Origin of the sequence: Kineococcus deserti (assembly GCF_050871945.1) — a bacterium.
Taxonomy (GTDB): Bacteria; Actinomycetota; Actinomycetes; order Actinomycetales; family Kineococcaceae; genus Kineococcus.
Genome location: NZ_JBJLSI010000014.1, coordinates 20,364 through 47,155 on the forward strand (window position 1 = coordinate 20,364; position 26,792 = coordinate 47,155).

The following is a 26,792-nucleotide window of genomic DNA, read 5'->3' on the forward strand; positions in this document are numbered from 1 at the left end:
GGGTGGGGCTCAGGGCTGCTGCAGCTCGTCGGCCAGCGCGGCGATCTCCTCGATCGCGGTGGCCAGCTCCTCGGCGCCGGTGGACTGCTGGCGCGCGGCGGCCGAGGCCTGCCCCGAGAGTGCGTCGGCCTGGTTGGCGGCGGCGGAGATCTGGTCCAGGGCGGTCTTGACCTGGCTCAGCGCGGAGGCGATCTCGGCCGAGGCGGCGCGCACCTCCTCGTTGCCGGCGCGGACCTCGACCATGTCGCGCTCGACCTCGACGAGGCGGGCCGTGCTGGCCTTGGCCCGCTCGACCTCGACCAGGGCCTGGCGGGAGGTCTCCTCCAGGTCGGCGCGCACCGCGCTGATGCGGTCCTGGACCTCCTTGACGAGGTCCTTGATGCGCTCGGCGTTGTCGGCGGAGTCGCGGGCCAGGTTGCGGATGTCGGTGGAGACGACCGCGAAACCCTTGCCGTACTCGCCGGCGCGGGCCGACTCCACGGACCCGTTGACGGCCAGCATGTTCGTCTGGATGGACACGTTGGCGATGGCGTCGACGATCTTGTCGATCTTGCGGGAGACGATCTCCAGCTCCACGACCTGCTTGACGCTGTCCTTGGCGGCGGCCGAGGCGGTGGTGATCGCGGTGATCATCGCGTCGACGGCCTCCTTGTTGGTGGCCAGGCCTGTGATCATCTCGTCGGCCTTCTCGATCGCCACGCCCGCGCGGGTCTCGGCCAGCTGGGCTCCGGACTCGATCTGGCTGATCGCCCCGGCCGACTCCTGCGTCTTGGCGGACTGCGCCTGCGCACCGCTGGAGATCTCCCCGATGGCCTGGGAGATCTGGGTGGCGGCGCGGTTGATCTCCTCGGCCGCGGCGGCCAGCTCCTCGGCGGAGGCGGCGACCTCCTCGGCGCTCTTGCCGATGTCGGCCGAGCCGCGCAGCTCGTCGGCGATCTCGGACAGCTGCTCGGCGGCCTGCTCGCTCTGCTGCAGCGCCGCACCCTGCTGGTCGACGGTCTGCAGGACCTCCTCGGCCGCGGCGGACTGCTGCTCGGCGGCGGCGGCGATCTCCTCGGCGCGCAGCTGGGCGTCCTGGGAGGCGCGCTCGGCCTGGGAGGCGGCGGCGGCGATCTCACCGGCGCCGTCGAGGATGACGACCATGTCGTCGCGGATCTGGGCGAGCTGGGCGGTGACGGCCCGGCCCTTCTCCACCTCGCCGCGGGAGGTGTCGGCCGAGGCCTGCACACCCTCGGCGACGGAGTTGACGCCGGTGCGGATGGAGTCGATGAGCTCACGGATCTGGCTGGCCGAGCGCTCCGAGGTCTCGGCCAGGGTGCGGACCTCGTCGGCGACCACGGCGAAACCCTTGCCGTGCTGACGGGCGCGGGCGGCTTCGATGGCGGCGTTGAGGGCCAGCAGGTTCGTCTGGTCGGCGATGCGTGCGACGGCGGCGACGATGGTGCCGATCTCCTCGGCCTGCTTCTCCAGCTCGGAGATCATCTCCACCGACGCGGTCTGCCGGTCGGCGGCCTCCCCCACGTTGGCGACCAGGCCGGAGATGCCCTCGGCCGTCTCGCCCAGCAGGGTCTGCAGCTTGGTGGTGGTGTCCTTGACCCGCGCGCTGGTCTGCTTCTGGGTCTGGATGCGCCCGGCGACCTGGTTGGTGGCGGCCAGCGACTCCTGGGTGGCGCCCGAGGCCTCCTCGGCGCCGGCGGCGATCTGCTGCATCGCCTCGCGCAGCTGGCGCGAGGCCTCCGCCGACTGCGCCGTCGAAGCGGCCAGCTCGGTGGTGGCGGCGGCGATGCGCTCGGCGGCCTGCTGCTGCTTGGCGACGGTGCGGGCCCGGCGGCGCGCCTCGTCGGACTCGCGGGTGTCCTTGCGGGGACCGGTCGACGAGGTGGGGGTGACGGCGGGACGGGCCGCGGGGATGGTCGCCTTGGCGCCGTTCTTGGTCAAGGGCATGGGTGTTCCTTCGCGCTGTGAGCTGCTTCTGGAGGTGATCGTCTTCCGGCGCGGGTGGGCGATCACCAAGGATCGCGGGGGCCCTGCGCAGCCGGGACCTTCTAGGTATCGGCAACCCCCGTTGCACCTTGAGCGCCGGGGTCACCGACGCACCGTCGCGCACCGGCTCAAGGTGGGGCGCGCGATTGCCGACGGCCTCCTGTGCGCACCGAGCCTCCGTCCCCTGCGGGCGGCCACCTGCCCGGTGCTCACGACACCCTCACGACGCTGACGTTGAAGGAGGAGCCCGACAGCACCCTCGGGGCGCTGGAGGCGCTGCGAGAGCAGATGGACGTCGCCATCCGGGACCTCCAGGCCCTCGCCGCGCGCGTGGACGACGTCACCGGACAGCGCCGCGCCGGACGCAGCTACCACGAGATCCTCACCCGCAAGGAGCGCCCCCTCGTCGTCGAGGCGCTCAGCACGCTGGTCACCGACCTCAGCGAGGCCGGTGCCGCCTACCGCCGGCACCAGGCCCAGGCCCTGCTGCACGAGGAGCTGAGCGTGGCCGAGATCGCCGACCTCTTCGGCGTGACGCGCCAGCGCGTGTCCACCCTGCTGCAGACGCCGCGGGAGACGACCGCCGGCTGACACCGGTACCCGCCTCGCGCCCGGCTTCGGGCGAGCCGCCCGGCGGCCGGAGGTGTCCGCGGCCCCGCACCGGGTAGGGGAAGGGCGACCGACCTGGAGGAGACCCGTGACCGTGGCACCGAGCCGCCCGGTAGCCGCACCCTGCGCGCGCGGGCGGCCCACGGCCTGCGGGCGGACGACGTGAACGGAGCACCACACGATGGACCACGCACGCACACCCGTCCTGGAGGCCGTCGAGGCCTTCCACCGCCGCGGTGACGTGGTGTTCGGCCCTCCCGGCCACCGGCAGGGCCTGGGCGTCGACCCCCGGGTGCTGGCGGTCCTGGGCGAGCGGATGTTCGCCGCCGACATCCTGACCCTCAACGGCCTGGACGACCGCCGCGAGTCCCAGGGCGTGGTCAGCCAGGCCGAGGAACTCATGGCCGACGCGGTCGGGGCGGACAAGGCGTTCTTCTCCACCTGCGGCAGCTCGCTGTCGGTCAAGTCCGCGATGATCTCCGTCGCGGGACCGGGCGAGAAGCTGCTGGTCTCGCGCAACGCGCACAAGTCGGTCATCGCCGGGGTCATCATCTCCGGCATCGACCCGGTCTGGGTGCACCCGCACTTCGACGCCCGCCTGCACCTGGCGCACCCGCCGGAGCCGGCCGACGTCCGGGCTGCGCTGCAGGCCAACCCGGACGCCAAGGGCATGCTGCTCATCTCCCCGACGGACTGGGGGACCTGCGCCGACATCGGCGGCGTCGCCGACGTCTGCCACGAGTTCGACGTCCCCCTCGTCGTGGACGAGGCGTGGGGCGCGCACCTGCCGTTCCACCCGGACCTGCCCGAGTGGGGGATGAACGTCGGCGCCGACCTGGTCGTCACCAGCGTGCACAAGATGGGCGGCGCCATCGAGCAGAGTTCGGTCTTCCACCTCAAGGGTGGACGTGTCGACCCCGACGTGCTCTCCGCGCGCGAGGACCTGCTCGGGACGACGAGTTCCTCCCCCCTGGTCTACGCCAGCCTGGACGGCTGGCGCCGTCAGATGGTCGAGCAGGGCGGCGAACTGCTCGGCGCGGCCCTGGAACGGACCGGGCGCCTGCGCGAAGCGGTCGCCGGGATCGAGGGACTGGAGTTGATGGGCCGGGAGGTCCTCGGCACCGGCGGCGCCTTCGAACTGGACCCCCTGGCCCTGACGATCGACGTGCGGGCCCTGGGCATCAGCGGTTTCCAGGCCGGTGACTGGTTGCGGTCCGCCTGCCAGGTCGACGTCGGCTCGGCGGACACCTGCCGCATCGGGGCCCGCCTCACCTACGCCGACGACGAGAGCCGGCTGGCCCGGCTGCTGGATTCCCTGCGCCGCCTGGCCGCCGAGAGCGGCACCCTGGAGGAACTGCCGCCGGTGCAGCTGCCGCCCCCGCACTCGCTGGAACTGGAGAACGCGATGCTGCCCCGGGACGCGTTCTTCGGCCCCGCCGAGCAGGTTCCCGCCGAGCAGGCCGTCGGCCGCATCGCCGCCGAGGTGGTCAGCCCGTACCCGCCCGGAGTGCCCGTCCTGACGCCGGGCGAGGTCGTGGGCGCCGAGGCCGTCGACTACCTGCGGTCGGGCGTCGCCGCGGGAATGCTCGTCCCCGACGCCGCCGACGGCTCGATGGAGACGCTGCGCGTCGTGGCCCGCTGACCGCATCCCCGCACCGGGCGGGCGCTCCGGCGCGCGACCCGGCGCCGGACGGGCCAGACTTCCCGCACCGACCACGAACCGTGAGAAACCCCCAGGAACACCGACATCCCACCGGAGGAACCATGACGTCCCACGACGAGCACACCCTCGCCCAGTCCGCGCACGACCTCGCCTCGGCCCTGTGGTTCGGCGGTGCCGTCATGGGCGTGGCCGGGGTGAACAAGTCCGGCTCCGACCTCAGCGTCGGCAGGGACCGCATCGCGGTCGCCGCCTCGGCCTGGAACAGGTTCCAGCCGGTGCAGTGGGCGAGCATCGCCACGGTCCTGGTGACCGGCTCGCAGCTGACGGCCTCCAGCAGCCAGCGGCTGGCGCTGCAGCAGGGTTACGCCAGCACCGGCGCCCTGAAGATCGGTTTCGTCGTCACCGGCGCGGTCGCCACGGCCTACGCCGCCTTCGCCGGGCAGAAGATCGCCAAGGCCGCCGCCGCGGCCGAACAGCGCGGCGAGCCGGTGTCGGTCAAGGACGCCACCATTCCCACGGCGAACACCCCCGCGGACGTGGCGACGTGGCAGCGTCGCCAGCGGATCGCGCAGTTCCTGCCGGTGGTCTGCGCGGCGGGCAACATCGTGTGCAACGCCAAGCTCGTGCAGAGCTACCGGCTGGCCGCCACGGCCCGCGGTGTCCTGGGGCGCCTGCACCTGTCCTGACCGGTTCGGCGTCGCGAGGCTGCCGGGTGGGCCTCCGCCCGGTAGCCTCGTGGCAGCTCCAGAGCCGGGGCCCCTTCCCCACCGAGGAGGAGCACCGTGCCCGGAGCCTGGCTGGTCGGGAGGTCTCCCGACGCCCCCGCCGCGGACGAGGCCCTGAGGGCCGTGGCACTGGCCGTCGACACCGGCGACCACGACGTCGACGCGGCCCTGCACGAACTGCACCGGCTCGCCGAGACCGACGGCGTGCAGATCGCCGCCGACGTCCGGCAGACGCGCGACCACCCCGACCCGGCGACCTACGTCGGACGCGGCAAGGTCGCCGAGATCGCCGGCACCCTGGAACGCACCGGCGCCCGGCTGGTCATCGCCGACGACGAACTCACTCCCGCGCAGGTGCGTTCCCTGGAGGGCGAACTCGGCGTGCGGGTGGTGGACCGCACGGCCCTGGTGCTGGACATCTTCGCCCAGCACGCCCGCAGCAGCGAGGGCCGCACCCAGGTGGAACTGGCGCAGATCGCCTACCAGCTGCCCCGCCTGCGCGGCGGCGGGCGGAACCTGTCGCGCGTCGGTGGTGGCCGGGTGGCCGCCGGGCAGGGCATCGGTGTCCGCGGACCGGGGGAAACCCGCCTGGAGTCCGAGCGGCGCCGGCTGCGGCGGCGCGCCGGGGAACTGCGCCGGCAGGCCGCCGCGATCGCCGCCCGCCGTCAGCGCACCAGGGACCGCCGGTCGCGCAACGCCGTTCCCTCCGCCGCGTTGACCGGGTACACCGACGTGGGCAAGTCCGCGCTGCTGAACCGGCTGACCGCGGCGGACGTGGAGGTGCGGGCGGAGTTGTTCGCCACCCTGGACCCCACGGTGCGGCGGGTCGTCGTCGACGACGTGGCGTTCACCGTCACCGACACCGTCGGTTTCGTGCGCAACCTGCCCCACCAGCTGGTCGAGGCGTTCCGCTCCACGCTGGAGGAGGTCGCCCAGGCCGACCTGGCGGTGCACGTGGTGGACGCCGCGGCCCCCGACGCCCTGGACCGGGTGAGCACGGTGCGCGGGGTGCTGCGCGAGATCGGTGCCGCCGACGTGCCCGAACTGCTGGTCCTCAACAAGGCCGACGTGGCGCCGCCGGACTGGGTGGCGGCACTGCAGCGCCTGTACCCCGAGGCCGCCGTGGTCTCCGCCCTCACCGGGCAGGGCGTGCCGGAGTTGCGGGCCACCCTGGCGGACCGGTTGCGCCGCAACCGCTGACCGGCGGCACCGCGGTCCCGGCGCCGGCGCCGGCGGTGCAGTTCGTCCAGGACGTCGGCCCCCGGTCGACCGGCCCCGACGTGCTTGCTCGAGCGCCGGGAGTTCCTCGCCGCGCGGTCCGGCCCGGTGTGGGTTCCACTGGACGGGTTCTGCGTCGACGACGTGGAACCGGGCCGGAACGGGCAGTTCCGGTCTGCCCGGGTGCAACAGGGCCGCCCGCAGCGCCCGGTGCACCGGAGGACCGCCCGTGACCACTCACCGCCCGGCCGGCGGCCCGGCTCCGCACCCACCGGGCCCGCAGCCGGGAGGACCGCAGCGGCAGTTGCGCCGGGACGTCGGTGCGGTGGGGGCCTTCGCGGCGGGGTTCTCCTTCGTCTCGATCCTCACGACGGTCTTCCAGCTGTTCTCCTTCGGGTACTCCTTCGGCGGGCCGGCGTTCTTCTGGACCTGGCCGATGGTCATCGCCGGGCAGTTCTGCGTCGCCCTGGTCTTCGCCGAACTGGCCGGGCACACCCCGGTGGCCGGGTGCATCTTCCAGTGGGCCCGCCGGCTGGCCGGGACGACCGTCGGCTGGTTCGCCGGCTGGTGGATGCTGATCGGGTACGTCGTCAGCGTCGCCGCGATCGCGGTCGCCGCCCAGAGCGTCCTGCCGGTGGTCTGGGGCGGTTTCCAGGTCGTGGGCGGCGATCCGGCCCTGGACACCCGCACGGGGGCCACCAACGCCATCGTGCTCGGCATCGTGCTCATCGCCGCCGCCACGGTCGTCGGCGCCCTGGGTGTGAAGGTGGTGTCGGCGGTCAACGTCGTCGGGATCGGCTGCGAGATCGTCGGGGTGGTGCTGCTCGTCGTGCTGCTGTTCGCCCACGCCGAACGGGGCCCGCAGGTGGTGCTGGACACCGCGGGAACCGGAGGTTCGGGCAGCTACGTGTGGCCCTTCCTGGCCTCCTCGCTCATGGCCGCCTACGTGATGTACGGGTTCGACAGCGCCGCGGAACTGTCGGAGGAGACGCGCAACCCGCGCCGCACCACCCCCCGGGCCGTCCTGCAGGCCATCAGCGCCTCGGCGGTCGGCGGGGCGCTGCTGCTGGTGGCGGCGCTGATGGCCGCGCCCAGCCTCACCGACGGCGAGCTGGCCTCGGCCGGGATCTCCTACGTCCTGGTGAGCCGGCTGGGCAGCACCCTGGGGACCGTGCTGCTGGTCGTGGTGGCGATCGCGATCGTGGCGGCGCTGCTGGCCATCCAGACCTCGGCCTCGCGGGTGGCGTTCAGCATGGCCCGTGACGGCGCGCTGCCGTGCTCGCGCTTCCTGGCGCACGTCGATCCCCGGACCGGCACCCCGACCCGCGCGGCCGTCGTCGTGGCCGCGGCCGCCGTGCTGGTGCTGCTGGTCAACCTGGGCCGGGCCGGGGTGTTCACCGCCGTGACGAGCGTGTCGGTGATGATCGTCTACCTGGCCTACCTGCTGGTCACCGTGCCGGCCCTGGTGCGCCGGTTCCGGGGACGGGCCCACCCGCTGGTCGGCGGCGGGGAGCAGCCGCGGCTCGGGTTCGACCTGGGCCGCTGGGGCTGGCCGGTCAACGTCGTGGCCGTGGTCTTCGGGGCGCTGATGGTGGTCAACATGGCCTGGCCCCGGCAGGAGGTCTACGACCCCGAGGCCGGCACCTGGTACCTGCGCTTCCTGCCCGAGCTGTTCCTGGTGGGCACCGGGGCCATCGGGGCGGTGGTGTTCGCCAGGCGCCGCGGCCACTTCGCCGACGCCCACGAACACCACCGCGCCGGGGCCGGGGCGGTCGCCGCCGGCGGCGCACATCGCGGTGGGGCGGCGCGCTGAGCCGGCCGCCGGCGCGGGTGGCGACCACGGCGCCCGGGGACCGGTGGTGTTCTCGCCCCCGTCCTCGCCCCCGTCCTCGCCCCGTCAACGCCTTCGGCGTGTCCTGTGCGGCGCCACGACGGCGTCGGCGGTCCCCTGACCGACTCGGGAGTTCCGCCGGAGTCGTCACGGGCGCCCTGCTACCCATGGCGCACACCCGTCCTCACTCCCCCCGTGGAGGGCGGGTGCAGGCCGGCCCGGCGACCCCCCGCCGGGTCGGCCGCCCGCGGGCCGAGGTCCCCCTGCCGGTGACGCCACCCGGCGGCCGGGCAGGACTCAGGTGCCGCAGAAGGTCTGGTAGGGGCCGAAGTCCCCCGGGGCCGGTGCGGCGTAGCGCTCCAGCCCCGGACGCTCGTCGTAGGGGGCGTCCACGGCCTCCAGCAACCGCTCCACCGGCCCGAGGTCACCGCCGGTGGCGGCCGTGAGGGCTTCCTCGACGAGGTGGTTGCGCGGGATGTAGACCGGGTTCACCCCGTCCATCGCCGCGGCGTCGGGGCCCAGGGCGAGCCAGCGCTCCAGCCAGCCGTCGAGCGCGGGATCGGGAACCAGCGCACGCACGGGCGCGCGGTCACCGCGCGCCGCGGTGGCCAGGGCGCGGAAGAACGACGTGTGGTCGGGGTGGGCCCGGGTGAGCAGTTCCAGCAGGTCCCCGACGAGCGGGCCGAGGTCCGTGCCGTCGGGGTCGGGGTCGGGGTCGGGGTCGGGGGAACGGTGCGCCAGGCCGAGCTTGGCGCGCATCCCGTCGGCGTGGACGGCGGCGTAGCGGGTGCGGAACGTCTCCAGGGCCTGCTGCGCGAGGGCGACGGCCCGCTCCTGGTCCTGGTCCAGCAGCGGCAGCAGCGCCTCGGCGAGTCGAGCGAGGTTCCACTGGACCACGGCCGGTTGGTTGCCGTAGGCGTAGCGCCCGCCGTGGTCGATCGAGCTGTAGACGGTGGCCGGGTCGAAGGCGTCGAGGAAGGCGCAGGGCCCGTAGTCGATGGTCTCCCCGGAGATCGTGGTGTTGTCGGTGTTCAGGACGCCGTGGACGAACCCCACGAGCATCCACCGGGCCACCAGCGACGCCTGGGCGGCGACCACCGCCTCGAACAGCGCGAGGTAGGGGTTCGCCGCCGTGGCGGCGGCGGGGTGGTGGCGGGTGATGGCGTGGTCGGCCAGACGCCGCAGCAGATCGAGGTCCCCGCTGGCGCGGGCGTACTGGAAGCTGCCGACGCGCAGGTGGCTGGCCGCGACCCGGGCCAGGACGGCACCGGGCAGGACGGTGTCGCGCAGCACCTCGCGCCCGGTCGCGACCACGGCCAGCGCGCGGGTCGTGGGGATGCCCAGGGCGTGCACGCCCCGGCTGACCACGTACTCGCGCAGCATGGGGCCGACGGCGGCCAGGCCGTCGCCGCCCCGGGCGAAGGGCGTGCGCCCGGAGCCCTTCAGGTGCAGGTCGTGGAGGCGACCGCCGGGGTCGAGGAGCTCGCCGAGCAGCAGCGCGCGCCCGTCACCCAGGCGCGGGGAGAACCCGCCGAACTGGTGCCCGGCGTAGGCCTGCGCCACCGGCTCGGCGCCGTCGGGAACCTCGGTCCCCAGGAGCAGGCCCAGCCCGTCGGGGCTGCGCAGCCAGTCGGGATCGAGGCCGAGTTCGACGGCCAGCCGCTCGTCGAGCACGAGCAGCCGCGGATCGGGTGCCGCCTCGCCCTGCCAGGGGATCGCCATCTCCGGCAACTCCCGCGCGAAGCGGTGGTCGAGGACGACGGTCGAGGACGGTGCCAGGCTCACCCCGGCGACGATACGCACGATGCGCCGGGACACCAGCCGGCCCGCGCCGCGGGGCGCCTCTCACCGCGGCGCGGGGCGCAGCGCCGCGGGCACGGGGAAGGGAAGCCTGATGCGCTCGCTGCCGGCCCCGACGACGGAGGCGCTGCCGAAGTCGTCGGTCACGACGGTCACGCCCTCGGCGCTGACCTCGCTGATGCGGACCGGTCGCTCCACGCCGTCGGGCATCCGCAGCAGGTGGCGGTCGGCCAGGAAGCCGATGCCCAGGTCCTCGAGCGCCTCCTCGGCCTCGAGCCAGTCGACGGGCCCCGCGGTCACCGGCCGCCCGAGGACGTCGACGGGGCGGAAACCCTCGCCGTCGGGCACGATCCAGCCGACGGCCTCACCGTCCTGGCGACGGTGCTCGATCCAGCTCGCGGGCAGCACGGGAGTCGACGCTACCGGGGTGCGGCACCCGCGCGGCGGCAGATGCACGTCACGCGCTCGCACCCGAGCCGGCGAACCACCCCCGCGCGTACTGCACGACGATCGCGATCATGAGGAGGCCGGCGGCCACCGCAGCGCCCTCGGGGGCGTGGCGGAGGCCGAGCGCGCCCGCGGTCAGGCCGGCCACCCCGAGGGCGGCCACGGCACCGCCGAGGTGGAGGAACATCCGCTCGCGGAAGACCCACGCGAAGGGGATGAAGTGCAGCCCCACGACGGCGGCGATCAGCGCCGGGCGCAGCTCGGCGTGGTCCACCGCGTCCAGGACCCGCGTCCCGACGGCGATCAGCACCAGCTCCCCGGCGACGCATCCGGCGTAGGCCGCCAGCGCTCGCCGGCCCGGCCGGGCGAGTGGCCCGAGCGGAACCGGGCGGACGTAGTGGAAGAACAGGGCCGCGACGACCCCGGCCAGTCCCAGCACCCACGAGACCGTCGAGGCGGCCGTCCCCAGCACGGGCGAGCAGCTGCCGACGAAGACCAGGCCGCCGATGAGACCGATGAGGCTCCCCCACCGTCTCGGGTCGACCAGGAGCGGTGGTTCACCCGCTCCGGGACCACGGCGTGGCCGCGTGCCGGGAGCGGGCCTCGGTGATCGCCTCACGGTCCACCTCGCCGGGGAGTCGTCGCCACCTGCACATCCTCACCCTGCCCGCCGCCCTCCGGACAGGTCGGGGTGGGCGCGCCTCCCACCCGGTCGGCGCGGCCGCGGGACGTCAGCGCGGGGAGCCGACCACGCGATCGATCAGGTCGTCGATGAAGGCGGGCGTGGCCGTTGCGCCGGCGTAGGAGACGTGCACCAGGACCCCGCCGGTGAGCAGGACGAGGACCGGCTCGACGTCGGCGGCGGCCAGGTGGGTCGTCAGGATCGCCCGCAGGCCCCGCGTGCCGGTGTCGTAGAGCCTCAGGCGCAGGTCCGCCACGGCCTGCCCGTCGTCGGCGTGCTCCACCACCCCGGCGAGCAGCCGGTCCAGGCGGCCCTCGGCGAGGTCGTTCGCGAAGTCGGACAGGGCCGCCCGCAGGTCGGCGCGCAGGTCCCCCGTCGCGGGCGGGTGGTCGGCCTCGTCGCAGATGCGCTCGATCGAGGCACGGATGAGGTCCAGCCGCGTCGGCCAGTGCGCGTACACGGTCGCCTTGGAGTAGCCGGAGCGGCGGGCGACCTCTGCGTGCGTGACGGCGTCCCACCCCCCCGCCACGAGCAGCTCCGCGGTCGACCGCACGACGTCACGGTGGGTCCGCAGGACCCGCGGGTCGACGACGGCGGACGAGTCGGTCTGCACAGCCGCAGCCTAACCGCGCACCTCGTCAGGGTTCACTACTGGACAACTCGTCCAATAGTACTCACCCTGTCCACATGCCGCCGATCACCGTCACCCCGTTCACCAGCCCGATGCCCGTCGCCACCCCACCGCCCGGGATGGAGCTGTTCCAGCTGCCCACGGGCAGCTACGTCACCCGAGCCGCCCTGGCCTTCCGCGGGGGACGCTGGAGCGACCGACGGGAGTTCGCCTCGACCGCGGTCCTGGTCCGGCACCCCGCCGGTGACCTGCTCATCGACGCCGGCTTCGGCGCGAACGCCGCGCAGCACATCCGGACGCTGCCCGCGTTCCGCAGGGCGCGTCACCGGCTGGGTGCCACCGCCAGGCAGCAGCTGGACGCCGCCGGCTACGACCACCGACGGCTGCTCGGGATCGTCCTGACCCACTCGCACTGGGACCACGTCAGCGGCCTGGACTCCCTGGCCGCGCCGGTCTGGACGGCGCCGGGCGAGCGAGCGCACGCCGGGCGCGCGAAGGACGACCGCGTGTTCTCCCGCGTCACCGACGACCACGAGGTGCGGGAGTACAGCTTCGACGGGCCGGCCCACCTGGGGTTCAGCGCCAGCCGCGACGTCCACGGCGACGGGTCGGTCGTCATCGTCCCGGCCGCCGGGCACACCCCGGGATCGGTCGTCGTCTTCGTCACCGTGCCCTCCGGACGGCGGTTCGCCTTCATCGGTGACCTCACGTGGCAGCTGGAGGGCATCACGCGCCAGGCCGAGCGGCCACTGCTGCTGCGAGCCCTGGCCGACAGCGATCCCGCCGGGGTGCGCCGCGACCTGGCGCGGGTCATCGCGTTGGCCGACGAGGTGCACCTGGTACCGGCTCACGACGCCAGGGCCTACGAGGGGATCCCCCACCTGACCCCCGCGACGACGGGTCCCACCTCGTGAGCAGGTCCAGCAGACGTGCCCGGGCGGGCCTTCGGACGTACGCGCGCAACTTCGGGACCGATGAGCGGACCACCCGGCGCCTCATGCGGGAACGGGCGGGCCGCGACTACGTCACCGAAGCCTACGAAGCCGCCGGCGGCCCGGGGTGGCAGGGCGACGCGCTCACCGACAGGGACCGGAGCCTCGCGGTGATCGCCGCCCTCGTCGCCTCCGACGTCGTGGACGAACGTCTCGACGTCTACGTCGGCCTGGCTCGCAGGAGCGGGCTCGACGACGCCGGGCTCACCCAGCTCATGATCTTGCTGACGGCCTACGTGGGGCAACCCTACGCATCCGCTGCGATGCAGGCGGTGGGACGGACGAGCCGGCACGTCGGCCTCGGGGAACCACCACGGCGACCGTGATCAGCCCTGTTCGCGGCCGCGCCGCGGCGCCACCACGGTGATCACCGCGGAATCGTCCTCGGCGCTCCTGCCGGCCGCGGCGCCCAGCAGGTACAGCTGCTCGGCGGCCGCGGCCAGCGGGGTGGGCAGGCCGGTGCTGCGCGCAGCCTTGGTGACGATCCCCATGTCCTTGACGAAGATGTCCAGCCGGCTGAGCACCTCGGCCCCACCCTCGTCGTAGGCCTGCAGCATCCGCGGGCCGCGGTTGGCCAGCATGAACGAGCCGGCCGCACCGGCGGCGAGGGTCTGCAGGGTCGCGGCCGGGTCCAGGCCGAGGCGCTCGGCCAGCGCCAGCGCCTCGGCGGCCGCGGCGATGTGCACCCCGCACAGCAGCTGGTTGACGGTCTTGAACGCCTGGCCGTCCCCGGCGCGGTCGCCGATGACGGTGAGCGTGGAGGCCAGCAGTTCCAGCACCGGCCGCGCCTTCTCGCGGGCCTCGGGGGCGGCCCCCACGACGATGAGCAGGTCCCCCTCACCGGCCCGGACCGGCCCCCCGCTCAGGGGCGCGTCGACGAGGTGGACACCGTGCCCGGCCAGCCGGGCCGCGACCTCCACGACGTCGTCGACGCCGACCGTGCTCGTCATGCAGACGACGGCACCGGGCTGCAGCACGCCGGCGATGCCGGCCTCGCCGAACAGCACCTCCCGCAGTTGTTCGCCGTTGCGCACGGCGAGCAGCACGGCGTCGACGCCCTCGGACGCCGCCCGCGCGGAGTCGAACGTGGCGATGCCGGCGGTGGCGGCCAGGTCCATCCGCTCGGGCGAGATGTCGAAGCCGTGGACGGTCAGTCCCCGGGTCAGGCGGGTCGCCATGGGCAGACCCATGGCGCCCAGGCCCAGGACGGCGACGCGGTAGGTGGACATGGCGCTCCTCGGTGCAGGGTGGGACAGGGATCGTGCAGGGATCAGGGGTGGGCGGGGTCGGCCAGGGTGCGGACCACGGCGGCGAGCGAGTCGTCGTCGCCGACGTTGCCCGCGAACACGACGTAGGGGATCCCGGCGGCGGGCCCGGCGACCGGTTCCCAGAGCGAGACGATGCCGGGCAGCATCGGCCCGCGGACCACGGCGTGCCGGATCTGCAGACCGTGCGCGGCGACGTCGCTGGAGGTGATGCCGCCCTTGGCGACGACGAACCGGGGCGGGTGGGCCGCGAGCACGGCGCGCACGACGTCGACGACGGCCGCCGAGACGGTCCGCGAGATCTGCAGGCTCTCGGCCGGGTCGTCGCTGCGCTGCAGCACCCGGCTGGTGTGCAGGACGACGTCACCGTCGGGCAGCCGTCGTGCGATCTCCTCGCCGACGGCCTGCAGGTGCGCCGGGGCGCGGGCCGGGTCCAGGACGGTGGGCACGTCGATGACGACCGACCGCGCCTGCGGTCGTTCGGCCTGCAGCACCGCCAGTTGCCGGCTGGTCAGGCCGACGTGCGACCCGACGACGACCAGGCCGCCCCCGCGGCGGACGGGGACGTCGGCGAAGATCTCGGCCCGTTCCAGCGGCGGGCGCGCCTCCTGCCCGATCCGGGCGCGGACGAACGGGGGGCCGACGCGGTAGAGGAACTCCCGGCCCGCCTCCTCGGCCAGCGCCAGGCCGAGGCAGACGGCGCGCAGGTCGTCCTCGTCGACGGTGTCGGCGACCACGGTGCGCCCACCGGTCAGCGGCAGCAGGACGTCGCGCACGGCCTGCGCGCCGGCGCGGACGGTGTCGATGTCCAGGACGACGACGTCGGCGGCGCTCACCCGGCCGCCGGTCTTCTCCTGCACCCACGCCGGCAGGTCCGAACTGCTGAAGCCGAAGGTCGCATCGGCGGCGAACTCACTGTCCCCGACCGGGACGAACTCTCCCCCGACCCGCACGAAGTGCCAGCCGTGCAGCGTGATCCGTCCCGCGTCGGGAAACGCCGGGACGAGCACCACGGCGTCGACGGACCGGCCGTCGTGCTCGGCGAGCACGGCGGCGAGGGTGTCGGTCTCCAGCGGGAAGTGCCCGCGCAACGTGGAGTCGCTGCGGCTGACGAACCGGACGTGGGTCCCCGTGCGGGCGGCGGCGGCCAGGGCGGCGACTACGACCTCGCGGTTGCGCGCGGCGGCGTCCTCGCGGCCCAGGCTGCGGGTGTTGGTCAGCACGTACACCGCCGGCGAGCGCTGCTCGAAGGCCCAGACGAAGTCGGGTTCCTCCCAGCGGGTCAGGACGGGCAGGTCGGCCACCGACTGGGTTCCGGTCGGGTCGTCGTCCAGCACCACCAGGGTGGTGCCGGTGCGGGCCACGGCCGCGGCCACGTCGCTCGCGGTGACGGCCGTGCCCGTGCGGGCGGGCGGGATGGGGCGGTGGTCCACCAGAGAACTCCCTCGTTGTCAGATGTCTGACATCTTCGTCGACGGCGGCGGCCAGGGTCAAACTCCCCTGCCGACCGCTCGGCCCTCAGAACTGCTCGGCGCTCAGAACGTACCGCCGCAGGTCCTGCGCGGTCTGCGCCATGTGCGACTCCATCGCCGCCCGCGCCCGCTGCGGGTCCCCCGACCGCACGCCGTCCAGCACGGCCGCGTGCGCGGTGACGGCGTTGGCCTGGATCTGCGGGATCGCGGACGTCTGCTCGCGCTTCTCGCGCAGGATCCGCGACAGCGGATCCAGCAGCACGGGGACGAAGACGTTGCCGCTGGCGCGCAGCACCCCGTCGTGGAACGCGATGTCGGCGCGCACGAAACCCGCCAGGTCCGCCTCGGAGTGCGCGGTGCGCATCTGCGCCAGGGACTCCTCCAGCGCCGCGAGGTCGCCGGGCGTGTGCCGGATGGCGGCCAGCCCCGCCGCCCCGGTCTCGATCATCTGCCGCACCTCGATGAGCTGCAGCGAGGTGGATCCCGCACCGGCGCCGGCCGAGGTCGCCCGCAGCACCGCCTCCAGTCCCGTCCACCGGCTGATCGGGTTGACGTAGCTGCCCACCCCGGGCAGGGCACGCACGACCCCCTGGGACTGCAGCACCTTCAGCGCCTCGCGCAGGGTCAGGCGGCTGACCTGGTGGGTGGCGCACAGTTCCGCCTCGGTCGGCAGCGGTTCCCCGGCCGCGACGTCGCCGCGGACGATCTCGTCCAGCATCGCCTCGGCGACCTGACTCGCCAGCGACCTGCGCGCCACCTGACCGACCTCCCTCGACGTTCGTCCGACTCCTGGCGCGCCCACGACCCCCGCGCCCACGACGAAGGCCCCCCGCGGTGCGCGGAGGGCCTCGTGGTGGAGCGTCGGGTCAGCGGATGAGACCGCGGGCCCGCAGCGAGTCGAGCGCCTCGTTGAGGATCGCCTCGCCGTCGGCGTCGGAACGACGCTCCTTCACGTACGCCAGGTGCGTTTTGTACGGCTCGTTGCGCGGCGGGGCCGGCGGGTTGGCCCGGTCGGTCCCGGCGGGGAACCCGCAGCGCGGGCAGTCCCAGGTCTCGGGCGGCTCGACGCCGGACTCCTCGGCGAAGCTGGGCTTCGTCTCGTGCCCGTTGGCGCACCAGTAGGAGATGCGGATGCGGGGAGCGGTGTCGCCGCGTTCCGCCTCGCCCATGGGGCCGGCGCCGACCCTGCTGCCCCGGATGGCGTTGCCACCTGCCACGTCGGTCGTCTCCTCAGAACTCGTTGGTGAAGCGCTCGACGAGGCCGAGCAGGACGACCGTCACACCCCACACCACACCCACCGTGACGGTGAAGCGGTTGAGGTTGCGCTCGGCCATGCTCGATCCCGACAGGCTGGTGGTGACGCCACCGCCGAACATGTCCGACAGGCCGCCGCCCTTGCCCTTGTGCATGAGGATCAACAGCGTCAGGAAGAGGCTGGAGATGGCCAGGACCACCTGCAGCACGATGCGGAGGACGCTCACGTCGATCCTTCTGCTCGGGGCCGGGCCCGTCGCGGGCTCGGCGCTGTTGTCAGGGCTCGCTCAGCGTAGGCCATCAGGCGGGGTGGTCGCGGTACCTCACGATCGCGGCGAAGTCGGCGGCGTCGGTGCTGGCGCCCCCGACCAGGGCCCCGTCGACGTCGGCCTGCTTCATGATGGCCGCGATGCTGGCCGGCTTCACGCTGCCGCCGTACAGGATCCGGACGGCGTCGGCCGTGGTCTGGTCGAACTGCTCGGCGACCGCCTGACGCAGTGCGGCGCAGACCTCCTGGGCGTCCTCGGGGGTCGCGACCTCACCGGTGCCGATGGCCCAGACCGGCTCGTAGGCCAGCACGAGACCGGCGACCTGCTCCTTGGGCAGCCCCGCCAGGGCCTGGACGACCTGCCCGACGGTGAACTCGACGTGCTGCTCGGCCTTGCGGACGTCCAGCGGCTCACCGACGCAGACGATCGGCACGAGGCCGCTGGCCAGCGCCTTCTTCGTCTTGGCGTTCACGACCTCGTCGGTCTCGCCGTGGTACTGCCGGCGCTCGGAGTGCCCCACGGCGACGTAGGTGACGCCGAGCTTGGCCAGCATCGCGCCGGAGACCTCGCCGGTGTACGCGCCGGCGTCGTGCTCGGAGACGTCCTGGGCACCGAGCCTGACCGACAGCTTGTCGCCCTCGATGAGCGTCTGGACGGTGCGCAGGCTGGTGTGCGAGGGCAGGACGGCGACCTCGACGGCGGAGTAGTCGTGCTTGGCGTCCTTGAGCGTCCAGTCCAGCTTCTGCACCAGCAGGGTGCCCTGCTGGTGGTCCAGGACCATCTTCCAGTTCCCGGCGATCAGCGGGGTGCGGGTCATCGTCGATCCTTCTCTTCCGTCGGGGTTGTCAGTCGAGGACGTCGAGGCCGGGCAGCTGCTTGCCCTCGAGGTACTCCAGGCTCGCCCCACCACCGGTGGAGATGTGCCCGAACTGCTCGTCGGCGAAGCCGAGGGTGCGCACGGCGGCGGCGGAGTCGCCACCGCCGACGACGCTGAACGCGCCGGAGTCGACCTTGGCCTCGGCCAGGGCCTGCGCGACGGCGCGGGTGCCGCCGGCGTAGGGCTCCATCTCGAACACGCCCATCGGGCCGTTCCAGAAGACCGTGCGCGCGTCGGTGAGCCGCTGCGCGAACGCCGCGGCGGAGTCGGGACCGATGTCCAGGCCCAGCCGGTCGGCGGGGATGGCGTCGGCGGGCACCACCTGCGGGTCGGCGTCGGCGGCGAAGGCGGTGGCGGCCACGACGTCGCTGGGCAGGACCAGCTCGACGCCCTTGTCCTGCGCGGTCGCCATGTACTCGCGGACCTTGTCCAGCTGGTCGGCCTCCAGCAGGCTCTTGCCCACCTCGTGGCCGGCGGCCTTCAGGAATGTGAAGACCATGCCGCCGCCGACGAGCAGCCGGTCGCCGGAGCTCAGCAGGGAGCCGAGCAGGTTGTCGATGACGCCGAGCTTGTCGGAGACCTTCGAGCCGCCCAGGACGACGGCGTAGGGGCGCTCGGGACCCGTCGTCAGCCGCTGCAGCACCTCGACCTCGGTGGCGACCAGGCCACCGGCGGCGTGCGGCAGGCGCCGGGCGATGTCGTAGACGCTGGCGTGCTTGCGGTGCACCGCGCCGAACCCGTCGGAGACGAAACCGTCGGCCAGGGCGGCGAGCTCGTCGGCGAAGGCGCCGCGCTCCCCGTCGTCCTTGCTGGTCTCCCCGGCGTTGAAGCGGATGTTCTCCAGCAGCAGCAGTTCGCCGTCGGCGAGCGCGTCCACGGCGGCCTTCGCCTGCGGGCCCACGGTCTGCTCGCAGAAGCCGACGGAGACGCCGTCGAGCAGCTCGGCGAGGCGAGCGTGCACCGGGGCCAGGGAGTACCTGGCCTCCGGGGTGCCCTTGGGGCGGCCGAGGTGAGCCGTCACGACGACCCGTGCGCCGGCGTCCAGCAGGCGCTCCAACGTCGGCACCGAGGCGCGGATGCGGCCGTCGTCGGTGATCACGGGCTGCTCACCGCTGTGGTCGAGCGGGACGTTGAGGTCGCTGCGGACCAGGATGCGCTTGCCGCTGAGGCCGCCGAGCTGGGCCTCGAGGTCGTCGATGGTCTTCACGGACGTTCCCTTCTGCTGCTGTCCGGGATCCGGACGGACGACGGCCCGGGCACTCGACTGCGTGATCGAGTACCCGGGCCGGAGTGTGTCAGAGGCTCAGAGCGAGGAGCCCACGAGCGTGACGAGGTCCACGAGGCGGTTGGAGTAGCCCCACTCGTTGTCGTACCAGCCGACGACCTTGACCTGGTTGCCGTTGACCTTGGTCAGGCCCGAGTCGTAGATGCACGAGGCCGGGTCGGTGACGATGTCGCTGGAGACCAGCGGCTCGTCGGAGTAGACGAGGTAGCCCTTGAGGGGCCCGTCCGCGGCGGCCTGGTAGGCGGCGTTGACCTCGTCGACGCTGACCTCGCGGCCCAGGGTGACGGTCAGGTCGGTGGCCGAGCCGGTCGGGACCGGGACGCGCAGCGCGTAGCCGTCGAGCTTGCCCTTCAGCTGCGGCAGGACCAGGCCGATCGCCTTGGCCGCACCGGTGGAGGTCGGCACGATGTTCAGGGCCGCGGCGCGGGCGCGGCGCAGGTCCTTGTGCGGGCCGTCCTGCAGGTTCTGGTCCGCGGTGTAGGCGTGGACGGTGGTCATCAGACCGCGCTCGATGCCGAACGCGTCGTCGAGGACCTTGGCCAGCGGGGCCAGGCAGTTGGTGGTGCAGGACGCGTTGGAGATGATCGAGTGCTTCGACGCGTCGTAGTCGGAGTCGTTGACGCCCATGACGACGGTGACGTCGTTGTTGGTCGCGGGCGCGGAGATGACGACCTTCTTGGCGCCGGCGGCCAGGTGGGCCTTGGCCTTGTCCCCGTCGGTGAAGAACCCGGTGGACTCCACGACGACGTCGACCCCCAGGTCGCCCCAGCCGAGGTTGGCCGGGTCGCGGTCGGCGAGGACCTTGATGGTCTTGGAGCCGACGACGATCGAGTCGCCGTCCACACGCACGTCCTCGGACAGCTTGCCGAGCACGGAGTCGTGCTTGAGCAGGTGCGCCAGCGCCTTGGCGTCGGTGAGGTCGTTGACCGCCACGATCTCGACGTCCGCGTCCTGGGCGAGTGCGGCGCGGAAGAAGTTGCGGCCGATGCGACCGAATCCGTTGATGCCGACCCGAGTGGTCATGCGCTCTCCATCCTTGACGCACCGTGACCGGGCGGGCCTGGTGCGTCTCGTGCGTCCGGTACGTGGTCTGTACTGGTGGCGGTACCCGTTCGGGACGGACCCCGCACTCGTACCCGCCGCGGGCCCCGCGGCGTCGAGCCGACCCTATGGCCCAGGTCACGTCGGGGAGAACCCGGGGTGCGACGGGCCGCGCGACGGGCGCTGCACCCCGAGGTGCCCTCAGGCGTCGAGCATGTCCGCGGTCAACCCCGACTCGGTGCCCGGGACACCCAGTTCGATCGCCTTCTTGTCCGCCATCCCCAGCAACCGCCGGATGCGGCCGGCGATCGCGTCCTTGGTCATCGGCGGGTCGGCGAGCTGGCCGAGCTCCTCCAGGCTGGCCTGCTTGTGCTCCAGCCGCAGCCGGCCGGCCTGCAGCAGGTGGTCGGGGATGTCGTCGCCCAGCAGCTCCAGGGCCCGCTCGACCCGGGCCCCGGCCGCGACGGCCGCGCGGGCCGAGCGGCGCAGGTTGGCGTCGTCGAAGTTGGCCAGCCGGTTGGCCGTGGCGCGCACCTCGCGGCGCATGCGCCGCTCCTCCCACGTCATCATCGCGTCGTGCGCGCCGAGGCGGGTCAGCAGCGCCGAGATGGCGTCGCCGTCGCGCAGCACGACGCGGTCCACGCCGCGCACCTCGCGCGCCTTGGCCGACAGCTCCAGCCGGCGGGCGGCGCCGACCAGGGCCAGCGCGGCCTCGGGGCCGGGGCAGGTGACCTCCAGCGCCGCGGACCGGCCCGGTTCGGTCAGCGAACCGCGGGCCAGGAACGCTCCGCGCCAGGCCGCCTCGGCGATCTGGGTGGAGCTGGACACGATGTGCGAGGGCAGCCCCCGCACCGGGCGACCGCGCCCGTCCAGCAGACCGGTCTGCCGGGCCAGGGACTCCCCCTCCCGGGCGACGCGCAGGACGTAGCGCGTGGCGCGCCGCAGCCCACCGGCCTGCACGACCAGCAGGTCGCTGGGGTGGCCGAACACGTCGGCGATGTCGCGGCGCAGCCGCCGCGCGATCGAGGCCGAGTCCAGTTCGGCCTCGATGACGATGCGCCCCGAGACGATGTGCAGCCCGCCGGCGAAGCGCAGCATGACCGACACCTCGGCCTTGCGCGCCGCCGTCGTCGTCACCGGCAACCGGCTCAGCTCGTCCTTGACCGCCGCCGTCATCGCCATGACTGGTCCTTCCCCGACACCTTCGCCATCACGCAGTTTCCTCGTCGTTCCTCTGCCCGCACTGCGGGGCCCGCTACCCGACCGCTCACCACCCGGCGCCGCCGAAGACGTCACGGTAGGCCGCGGCCAACCGCAGCGCGTCGTGCCGTGCCGTGCCGTCGCCCAGGGACACGTTGCGCAGCAACACCTTCGCACCCAGTCCCTCGGCCACGCGGGTCAGCGCGTCGACGTCGCCCACGGCGACCGGGTCGGCCACGACGGCGTCGACGACGAGGTCCGGGGCGTGCGCGGCCAGGACCTCCAGGTGCGCCTCCGCGCTGAAACCGTCGGTCTCCCCCGGCTGCACGGCGAGGTTGAGCGTGACACACGTGCGCGCCCGCGTCCTCGTCAGCGCCTGCGCCAGCCCCGGCACCATGAGGTGCGGCAGGACGCTGGTGAACCACGACCCGGGGCCGAGCACGACCCAGTCGGCGGCCTCGACGGCCTCGACGACCTCCGGGCGCACCGGCGGGTCGGAGGGGACCAGCCGCACGGCCGCCACCTGGCCGGTGGTCGAGGCGACCGCCACCTGACCGCGCACGGCGGTCAGCTGTTCCGGCGCCCCGGGCACCAGCCCGCGGACGTCGGCCTCGATGTCGAGCGGGACCGCGGCCATCGGCAGCACCCGGCCGCGAGCGCCGAGCAGGCGCCCGACCCAGTCCAGGCCGGCGACCTCGTCGCCGAGCAGTTCCCACAGGGTGGCGATGAGCAGGTTGCCGGTGGCGTGCTGGTGCAGCGACCCGGAGGAGGTGAACCGGTGCTGCAGGACGTCGCGCCAGGTGCGGCCCCACTCGGAGTCGTCGCACAGCGCCGACAGCGCCATCCGCAGGTCGCCGGGCGGCAGTCCGCCCAGTTCGCGGCGCAGCCGGCCGGAGGAACCGCCGTCGTCGGCGACCGTGACGACGGCCGTGAGGCGGTCGGTGAGGTGGCGCAGCGCCGACAGCGAGGCCGACAGGCCGTGGCCGCCGCCGAGGGCGACGACGGCCGGGGCCGCCGACGTGCCCGTCGGCCCGGGCAGGGCGCCGCCGGCCGGAACGGTGGGGATCAGGCCGGTCGGGAAACTGGTGGCGGAAGGGTGGGCGGTGGCGGGCCCTGCCCACGAACCGGGGCTCACTCCCGACCCAGGTCGCGGTGCAGCACGCGCACCGGCACACCGTCGCGGCGCAGTCGCGTTCCCAGTTCCTCGGCCATCGCCACCGAGCGGTGCTTGCCTCCGGTGCAGCCGATCGCGATCGTCGCGTACCGCTTGTTCTCGCGGCGGTAGCCCTCGAAGACGGGCCCGAGCGCGGACTCGTAGCGGTCCAGGAACGGTTTGGCGCCCTCGGCGGCCAGGACGAAGTCGGAGACCGGTCCGTCCTGGCCGGTCAGCGGGCGCAGGTCGGGTTCCCAGTGCGGGTTCGGGATGAACCGCACGTCGGCGACGTGCTCGGCGTCGGCGGGGGTGCCGTACTTGAAGCCGAAGCTCATGACGGTGACGCGCAGGTCCTCGGCGCGGTCGGCCTCGAACAGGGAGGCGACCAGCGAGCCGAGCTGGTGGACGTTGAAGGAGCTGGAGTCGACGACGACGTCGGCGCGGGCGCGCAGTTCCCCGGTGAGGGCGCGTTCGCGGGCGATGCCGTCGACGATGCGGTCGTCGCCCTGCAGCGGGTGGGGGCGGCGGACGGACTCGAAGCGGCGGACGAGCACGTCGTCGGTGGCGTCGAGGAACAGCACGCGCGGGGAGACGTGCCGGGTGTCGAGGGCGGCGAGGGCGCCGGTGAGCTCGGCGAAGAAGCTGCGGCCGCGCACGTCGACGACGACGGCCAGCCGCGGGATCGTCAGCCCGGCGCGGGCGGCCAGCTCGGCCAGCGGTTCGAGCATCTGCGGCGGCAGGTTGTCCACGACGTACCAGCCGAGGTCCTCCAGGGCCTTGCCGGTCGTCGACCGGCCGGCCCCCGACATCCCGGTGATGATGAGGAGTTCGGGACGGCGTTGCTGCCGCTCGGCCCCTCCTGCGCGCTGCGCACCGCCCGTCTGGTCCTCCACCCGGCCATCCTGTCATCCCGGGCGTGTCGTTCGCGACGAGGCCAGCACGCGTCGCGCTCGCTCCATCACGTGCGGTGGCGAACGCGTCTCAGTCCAGGATCTCCCCCGTGGCCGTGTTGATCGTCGGCTCGGCCGGCTTGCCGGCGGCGAGCGCCTCGACGACGGCCCTGGCGGTGCGCGGTCCCATGCCGGGGACCGCGGCGACCTCGTCCTCGCTGGCGGCGCGCAGTCGCTTGACCGAGCCGAAGTGCTTCAGCAGCGCGCTCTTGCGGGCCTGGCCCAGACCGGGAACCCCGTCGAGGGCGGAGGTCGTCATGGCCTTGCTGCGCTTGGAGCGGTGGTAGGTGATGGCGAAGCGGTGGGCCTCGTCGCGCACCCGTTGCAGCAGGAACAGGCCCTGACTGGTGCGGGGCAGCACGACGGGGTGGTCCTCGCCGGGCAGCCAGACCTCCTCCAGGCGCTTGGCCAGACCGCACAGGGCGACGTCGACGACGCCGGCGTCGGCCAGGGCGCGGGCGGCGGCCTCGACCTGGGGCTGGCCGCCGTCGACGACGACGAGGTTGGGGGCGTAGGCGAAGCGGCGGGGGCGGCCGGTGTCGGGGTCGATGCCGGCGGGCACCTCACCCCCGACGGCCCCGGAGGTCTCGACCTCGACCACCCCGCCGGACGGGTCGGCGGTCTCGCTGATGGTCTCCTCGGCGCGCATGCGCCGGAAGCGACGGGTGAGGACCTCACGCATGGCGCGGGTGTCGTCGACGCCGCCCTCGTCACCGCGGACGGCGAACCGGCGGTAGTCGGACTTCTTGGGCAGGCCGTCCTCGAAGACGACCATGGAGGCGACGACGTTGGTCTCCTGGGTGTGGGAGACGTCGTAGCACTCGATGCGCAGCGGGGCCTCGTCCAGACCGAGGGCCTCCTGCAGTTCCTGCAGGGCCTGGCTGCGGGTGGTCAGGTCACCGCCGCGGCGGGTCTTGTGCAGGGCCAGGGCCTGGGTGGCGTTGCGGTGCACCGTCTCCATCAGGGCCCGTTTGTCGCCGCGCTGGGGCACGCGCAGGTCGACGCGGGAGCCGCGCAGTTCGGACAGCCAGTCCTCGACGTCGGACTCGACGGTGGCGGGCAGTTCGGGGACCAGGACCTCGCGGGGGACGCCTTCGCCGCTCTCGCCGCCGTAGACCTGCAGCAGCAGCTGCTCGACGAGTTCGGGGGTGCCGACGTCCTCGACCTTCTCCGAGACCCAGCCGCGCTGGCCGCGCACGCGGCCGCCGCGCACGTGGAAGACCTGCACGGCGGCCTCGAGCTCGTCGTCGGCGATGGCGAAGACGTCGGCGTCGGTGGCGTCGGGCAGGACGACGGCGGACTTCTCCAGCGCCTTGGTCAGGGCGCCGAGGTCGTCGCGCAGCCGGGCGGCGCGTTCGTAGTCCATCTCCGCCGCGGCGGCCTTCATCTGCTGCTCGGCGCGGCGCACGAAGCGGGCGGTGTTGCCGGCCATGAAGTCGCAGAAGTCCTGGGCCAGGGCCTTGTGGTCGTCGGTGGAGATCTTCCCGACGCAGGGGGCCGAGCACTTGTCGATGTAGCCCAGCAGGCAGGGCCGGCCGACCTGGCCGGCGCGTTTGAACACCCCGGTGGAGCAGGTCCGGACGGGGAAGACGCGCAGCAGCAGGTCGACGGTCTCGCGGATGGCCCAGGCGTGGGTGTACGGGCCGAAGTAGCGGGTGCCCTTGCGCTTGGCGCCGCGCATGACCTGCACGCGCGGGACCTCCTCGCCCATGGTGACGGCGAGGTAGGGGTAGGACTTGTCGTCGCGGTACTTGACGTTGAAGCGCGGGTCGAACTCCTTGATCCAGGAGTACTCCAGCTGCAGGGCCTCGACCTCGGTGGCCACGACGGTCCACTCGACGCTGGCGGCCGTGGTGACCATGGCCATGGTGCGCGGGTGCAACGCGGACAGGTCCTGGAAGTAGTTCGACAACCGGGCCCGCAGGCTCTTGGCCTTGCCGACGTAGATGACGCGGCCGTGCGGATCGCGGAAGCGGTACACCCCGGGTTCGACCGGGATCTCCCCCGGCTTGGGGCGGTAGGTGGCGGGGTCGGGCACGGGTACGAGGTTAGGTCGCCGCTCGGACACCGTCCCGGCGTGTCTCGCCTCAACCCTTCGTGAGCCGTCGATCACGTTGCGCCACAACACGTGCGCGGTGTGCGTGAACGCGTTCCGCAATCTGCGCGAAGCGCCCCGCAGCGGGGGCGTGCTGGCCTAGCGTCCCCGCCGTGGCCACTCCGACGATCACCACTCCTGCTCCGGCGCACCAGCTCCCTCCGGCGCGAGGCGCCGGCTCCCCGCAGGCGCAGCGCCGGCCACTGGGCTTCCCCGTCGGCGAAGGTGCACCGGGACCGGTCGCGGTCGTCCTGGGCACCCGTCCGGAGGCCATCAAGCTCGCCGAGATCGTGCGCCGGCTCGGCGCGGCCGGGCTGCTGGTGCACACCGGGCAGCACTACGACGCGGCCATGTGGTCGGACGTGACGGCCCAGCTGGGGTTCGGCACCGAGCCGATCGGCCTGGGGGTCGGGGGTTCCTCGCGCGGGCAGCAGCTCGGCGCGGCCGTCGCCGCGCTCGACGCCACCTTCGCCCGGCACCGCCCTTCGGCCGTGATCGTCCAGGGCGACACCACCGCCGCCCTGGCGGGGGCCCTGGCCGGCAACGCCGCGGACCTGCCGGTCGTGCACGTCGAGGCCGGGCTGCGCAGCTTCGACCGGCGGATGCCCGAGGAGCACAACCGGGTGGTGATCGACCACCTCGCCGACCTGTGCTGCGCCCCCACCGCGACGGCCGTGGGCCACCTGCGGGCCGAGGGCATCGCCGACGAGCGGATCCTGCTGACCGGCAACACCGTGGTGGAGTCGGTGCTGCACCTGCTGCCGTCCGAGAGCGTGCAGGACGCCGTCGTGGCCGGGTTGGGGCTGCCCGCGCAGTACGTGCTGCTGACGGTGCACCGACCGGAGAACGCCGACAACCCCGCCGTGCTGCGCCAGGTGCTCAGCGAGATGGCCGCGATCGCCGACGACGGCCTGCCGGTCGTGTTCCCCGCCCACCCGCGGACGTTGGACCGGCTGCGCGGCAACGGTCTCGGTGACCTGCTGGACAAGTTCACCGTCATCGCCCCGCAACCGCCCGCGGAGTTCCTGGCCCTGCAGAACCGCGCCCGGCTCGTCGTCTCCGACTCCGGCGGGGTGCAGGAGGAGGTCAGCGTCCTGAAGAAGCGCCTCGTCGTGGTGCGCCGCTCGACCGAACGTCCGGAGGTGATGGGCACGTTCGCCTCGCTGGTGCCCGGCGGGCTGCGGCTGGCCGCCGCAGTGCGCTCGGCGCTGGCCGAGGACCCTGCGGCGCTGCGGGACGTGCCCTCGCCCTACGGCGACGGATCGGCCAGCCGGGTCGTCGTCGAGGCGGTCGTGAAGCTCGTCGCGCCGTTCTGAGGGCGCGCCGGGCGGATCCGTTCCGCGGACGCG

25 protein-coding genes are annotated in these 26,792 nt (G+C 73.7%); 8 read left to right on the forward strand and 17 right to left on the reverse strand.

Annotated features, from left to right (window positions below):
* Positions 1-9: 9 nt before the first annotated feature.
* Positions 10-1,944, reverse strand: a complete 1,935-nt coding sequence (locus tag ACRYR2_RS12575; RefSeq protein ID WP_432563208.1) for a methyl-accepting chemotaxis protein — start codon at positions 1,942-1,944, stop codon at positions 10-12.
* Positions 1,945-2,217: 273 nt separating this feature from the next.
* On the opposite strand from ACRYR2_RS12575, the gene ACRYR2_RS12580 reads away from it, so the two are divergent.
* From ACRYR2_RS12580 to ACRYR2_RS12600, 5 genes are all read left to right on the forward strand, one after another.
* A complete protein-coding gene (locus tag ACRYR2_RS12580) occupies positions 2,218-2,574 on the forward strand; it encodes a hypothetical protein (RefSeq protein WP_432563209.1) in 357 nt (118 codons plus the stop codon).
* 199 nt (positions 2,575-2,773) lie between these two features.
* Positions 2,774-4,234, forward strand: a complete 1,461-nt coding sequence (locus ACRYR2_RS12585) for an aminotransferase class I/II-fold pyridoxal phosphate-dependent enzyme (RefSeq protein WP_432563210.1) — start codon at positions 2,774-2,776, stop codon at positions 4,232-4,234.
* Positions 4,235-4,356: 122 nt separating this feature from the next.
* Positions 4,357-4,941, forward strand: a complete 585-nt coding sequence (locus ACRYR2_RS12590; RefSeq protein ID WP_432563211.1) for a hypothetical protein — start codon at positions 4,357-4,359, stop codon at positions 4,939-4,941.
* Between the two features lie 96 nt (positions 4,942-5,037).
* On the forward strand, positions 5,038-6,180 hold the full coding sequence (gene hflX / locus ACRYR2_RS12595) for a GTPase HflX (protein ID WP_432563212.1): 1,143 nt from the start codon (positions 5,038-5,040) through the stop codon (positions 6,178-6,180).
* Positions 6,181-6,427: 247 nt separating this feature from the next.
* On the forward strand, positions 6,428-8,011 hold the full coding sequence (locus tag ACRYR2_RS12600) for an APC family permease (protein ID WP_432563213.1): 1,584 nt from the start codon (positions 6,428-6,430) through the stop codon (positions 8,009-8,011).
* Between the two features lie 315 nt (positions 8,012-8,326).
* On the opposite strand, the gene ACRYR2_RS12605 is transcribed toward ACRYR2_RS12600, so the two are convergent.
* From ACRYR2_RS12605 to ACRYR2_RS12620, 4 genes are all read right to left on the reverse strand, one after another.
* Entirely contained in the window at positions 8,327-9,814 is a 1,488-nt protein-coding gene (locus tag ACRYR2_RS12605) for a protein adenylyltransferase SelO (RefSeq protein WP_432563214.1), read from the reverse strand.
* 60 nt (positions 9,815-9,874) lie between these two features.
* Positions 9,875-10,237 carry a hypothetical protein gene (locus ACRYR2_RS12610; RefSeq protein WP_432563215.1) on the reverse strand — a complete coding sequence of 121 codons (363 nt, stop codon included), beginning with the start codon at positions 10,235-10,237 and terminating at the stop codon, positions 9,875-9,877.
* 49 nt (positions 10,238-10,286) lie between these two features.
* Positions 10,287-10,748 carry a DUF7010 family protein gene (locus tag ACRYR2_RS12615; RefSeq protein WP_432563216.1) on the reverse strand — a complete coding sequence of 154 codons (462 nt, stop codon included), beginning with the start codon at positions 10,746-10,748 and terminating at the stop codon, positions 10,287-10,289.
* 259 nt (positions 10,749-11,007) lie between these two features.
* Complete coding sequence (locus ACRYR2_RS12620) at positions 11,008-11,571, reverse strand: TetR/AcrR family transcriptional regulator (RefSeq protein WP_432563217.1); 564 nt, start codon at positions 11,569-11,571, stop codon at positions 11,008-11,010.
* A gap of 74 nt (positions 11,572-11,645) precedes the next feature.
* Between ACRYR2_RS12620 and ACRYR2_RS12625 the strand changes: the two genes are divergently transcribed.
* Positions 11,646-12,503 carry an MBL fold metallo-hydrolase gene (locus ACRYR2_RS12625; RefSeq protein ID WP_432563218.1) on the forward strand — a complete coding sequence of 286 codons (858 nt, stop codon included), beginning with the start codon at positions 11,646-11,648 and terminating at the stop codon, positions 12,501-12,503.
* Positions 12,500-12,907, forward strand: a complete 408-nt coding sequence (locus tag ACRYR2_RS12630; protein ID WP_432563219.1) for a carboxymuconolactone decarboxylase family protein — start codon at positions 12,500-12,502, stop codon at positions 12,905-12,907. The genes ACRYR2_RS12625 and ACRYR2_RS12630 overlap by 4 nt, the downstream gene beginning before the upstream one ends.
* Here ACRYR2_RS12630 and ACRYR2_RS12635 read toward each other — a convergent pair whose 3' ends face one another.
* The 12 genes from ACRYR2_RS12635 to uvrC all read right to left on the reverse strand — a co-directional run bounded on the left by ACRYR2_RS12635 (position 12,908) and on the right by uvrC (position 25,386).
* On the reverse strand, positions 12,908-13,810 hold the full coding sequence (locus ACRYR2_RS12635) for an NAD(P)-dependent oxidoreductase (RefSeq protein WP_432563220.1): 903 nt from the start codon (positions 13,808-13,810) through the stop codon (positions 12,908-12,910). It lies immediately after the preceding gene.
* A 41-nt stretch (positions 13,811-13,851) separates the two neighbouring features.
* A complete protein-coding gene (locus ACRYR2_RS12640; protein WP_432563221.1) occupies positions 13,852-15,279 on the reverse strand; it encodes a four-carbon acid sugar kinase family protein in 1,428 nt (475 codons plus the stop codon).
* An 85-nt stretch (positions 15,280-15,364) separates the two neighbouring features.
* A complete protein-coding gene (locus ACRYR2_RS12645) occupies positions 15,365-16,075 on the reverse strand; it encodes a FadR/GntR family transcriptional regulator (RefSeq protein WP_432563222.1) in 711 nt (236 codons plus the stop codon).
* 109 nt (positions 16,076-16,184) lie between these two features.
* Complete coding sequence (locus ACRYR2_RS12650) at positions 16,185-16,535, reverse strand: RNA polymerase-binding protein RbpA (protein WP_432563223.1); 351 nt, start codon at positions 16,533-16,535, stop codon at positions 16,185-16,187.
* 13 nt (positions 16,536-16,548) lie between these two features.
* Positions 16,549-16,800, reverse strand: coding sequence for a preprotein translocase subunit SecG (gene secG, locus ACRYR2_RS12655; RefSeq protein WP_432563224.1), 252 nt, complete (start codon positions 16,798-16,800; stop codon positions 16,549-16,551).
* Between the two features lie 73 nt (positions 16,801-16,873).
* Positions 16,874-17,659 carry a triose-phosphate isomerase gene (gene tpiA, locus ACRYR2_RS12660; protein WP_432563225.1) on the reverse strand — a complete coding sequence of 262 codons (786 nt, stop codon included), beginning with the start codon at positions 17,657-17,659 and terminating at the stop codon, positions 16,874-16,876.
* A gap of 28 nt (positions 17,660-17,687) precedes the next feature.
* The gene (locus tag ACRYR2_RS12665) at positions 17,688-18,926 is read right to left on the reverse strand and encodes a phosphoglycerate kinase (RefSeq protein ID WP_432563226.1); all 1,239 of its coding nucleotides are present in this window, start codon (positions 18,924-18,926) and stop codon (positions 17,688-17,690) included.
* A 96-nt stretch (positions 18,927-19,022) separates the two neighbouring features.
* The gene (gene gap / locus ACRYR2_RS12670) at positions 19,023-20,027 is read right to left on the reverse strand and encodes a type I glyceraldehyde-3-phosphate dehydrogenase (protein ID WP_432563227.1); all 1,005 of its coding nucleotides are present in this window, start codon (positions 20,025-20,027) and stop codon (positions 19,023-19,025) included.
* A 219-nt stretch (positions 20,028-20,246) separates the two neighbouring features.
* Positions 20,247-21,227: a DNA-binding protein WhiA gene (gene whiA, locus ACRYR2_RS12675; RefSeq protein ID WP_432563228.1), complete on the reverse strand. Its 981-nt coding sequence runs from the start codon at positions 21,225-21,227 to the stop codon at positions 20,247-20,249.
* 85 nt (positions 21,228-21,312) lie between these two features.
* The gene (locus tag ACRYR2_RS12680; RefSeq protein WP_432563277.1) at positions 21,313-22,311 is read right to left on the reverse strand and encodes a gluconeogenesis factor YvcK family protein; all 999 of its coding nucleotides are present in this window, start codon (positions 22,309-22,311) and stop codon (positions 21,313-21,315) included.
* Between the two features lie 65 nt (positions 22,312-22,376).
* Positions 22,377-23,219: an RNase adapter RapZ gene (gene rapZ / locus ACRYR2_RS12685; RefSeq protein ID WP_432563278.1), complete on the reverse strand. Its 843-nt coding sequence runs from the start codon at positions 23,217-23,219 to the stop codon at positions 22,377-22,379.
* Positions 23,220-23,379: 160 nt separating this feature from the next.
* Positions 23,380-25,386 carry an excinuclease ABC subunit UvrC gene (uvrC, locus tag ACRYR2_RS12690; RefSeq protein WP_432563229.1) on the reverse strand — a complete coding sequence of 669 codons (2,007 nt, stop codon included), beginning with the start codon at positions 25,384-25,386 and terminating at the stop codon, positions 23,380-23,382.
* A 260-nt stretch (positions 25,387-25,646) separates the two neighbouring features.
* Here uvrC and wecB point away from each other — a divergent pair, with 260 nt between their 5' ends.
* Positions 25,647-26,759, forward strand: coding sequence for a non-hydrolyzing UDP-N-acetylglucosamine 2-epimerase (wecB, locus tag ACRYR2_RS12695; protein ID WP_432563279.1), 1,113 nt, complete (start codon positions 25,647-25,649; stop codon positions 26,757-26,759).
* Positions 26,760-26,792: the final 33 nt, after the last annotated feature.

Coding starts and splice junctions, on each gene's coding strand:
- ACRYR2_RS12575 (WP_432563208.1), bottom strand. CDS start 1,944: ATGCCCTTGACCAAGAACGGCGCCAAGGCGACCATCCCCGCGGCCCGT.
- ACRYR2_RS12585 (WP_432563210.1), top strand. CDS start 2,774: ATGGACCACGCACGCACACCCGTCCTGGAGGCCGTCGAGGCCTTCCAC.
- ACRYR2_RS12590 (WP_432563211.1), top strand. CDS start 4,357: ATGACGTCCCACGACGAGCACACCCTCGCCCAGTCCGCGCACGACCTC.
- ACRYR2_RS12625 (WP_432563218.1), top strand. CDS start 11,646: ATGCCGCCGATCACCGTCACCCCGTTCACCAGCCCGATGCCCGTCGCC.
- ACRYR2_RS12635 (WP_432563220.1), bottom strand. CDS start 13,810: ATGTCCACCTACCGCGTCGCCGTCCTGGGCCTGGGCGCCATGGGTCTG.
- tpiA (WP_432563225.1), bottom strand. CDS start 17,659: ATGACCCGCACCCCGCTGATCGCCGGGAACTGGAAGATGGTCCTGGAC.
- gap (WP_432563227.1), bottom strand. CDS start 20,027: ATGACCACTCGGGTCGGCATCAACGGATTCGGTCGCATCGGCCGCAAC.
- whiA (WP_432563228.1), bottom strand. CDS start 21,227: ATGGCGATGACGGCGGCGGTCAAGGACGAGCTGAGCCGGTTGCCGGTG.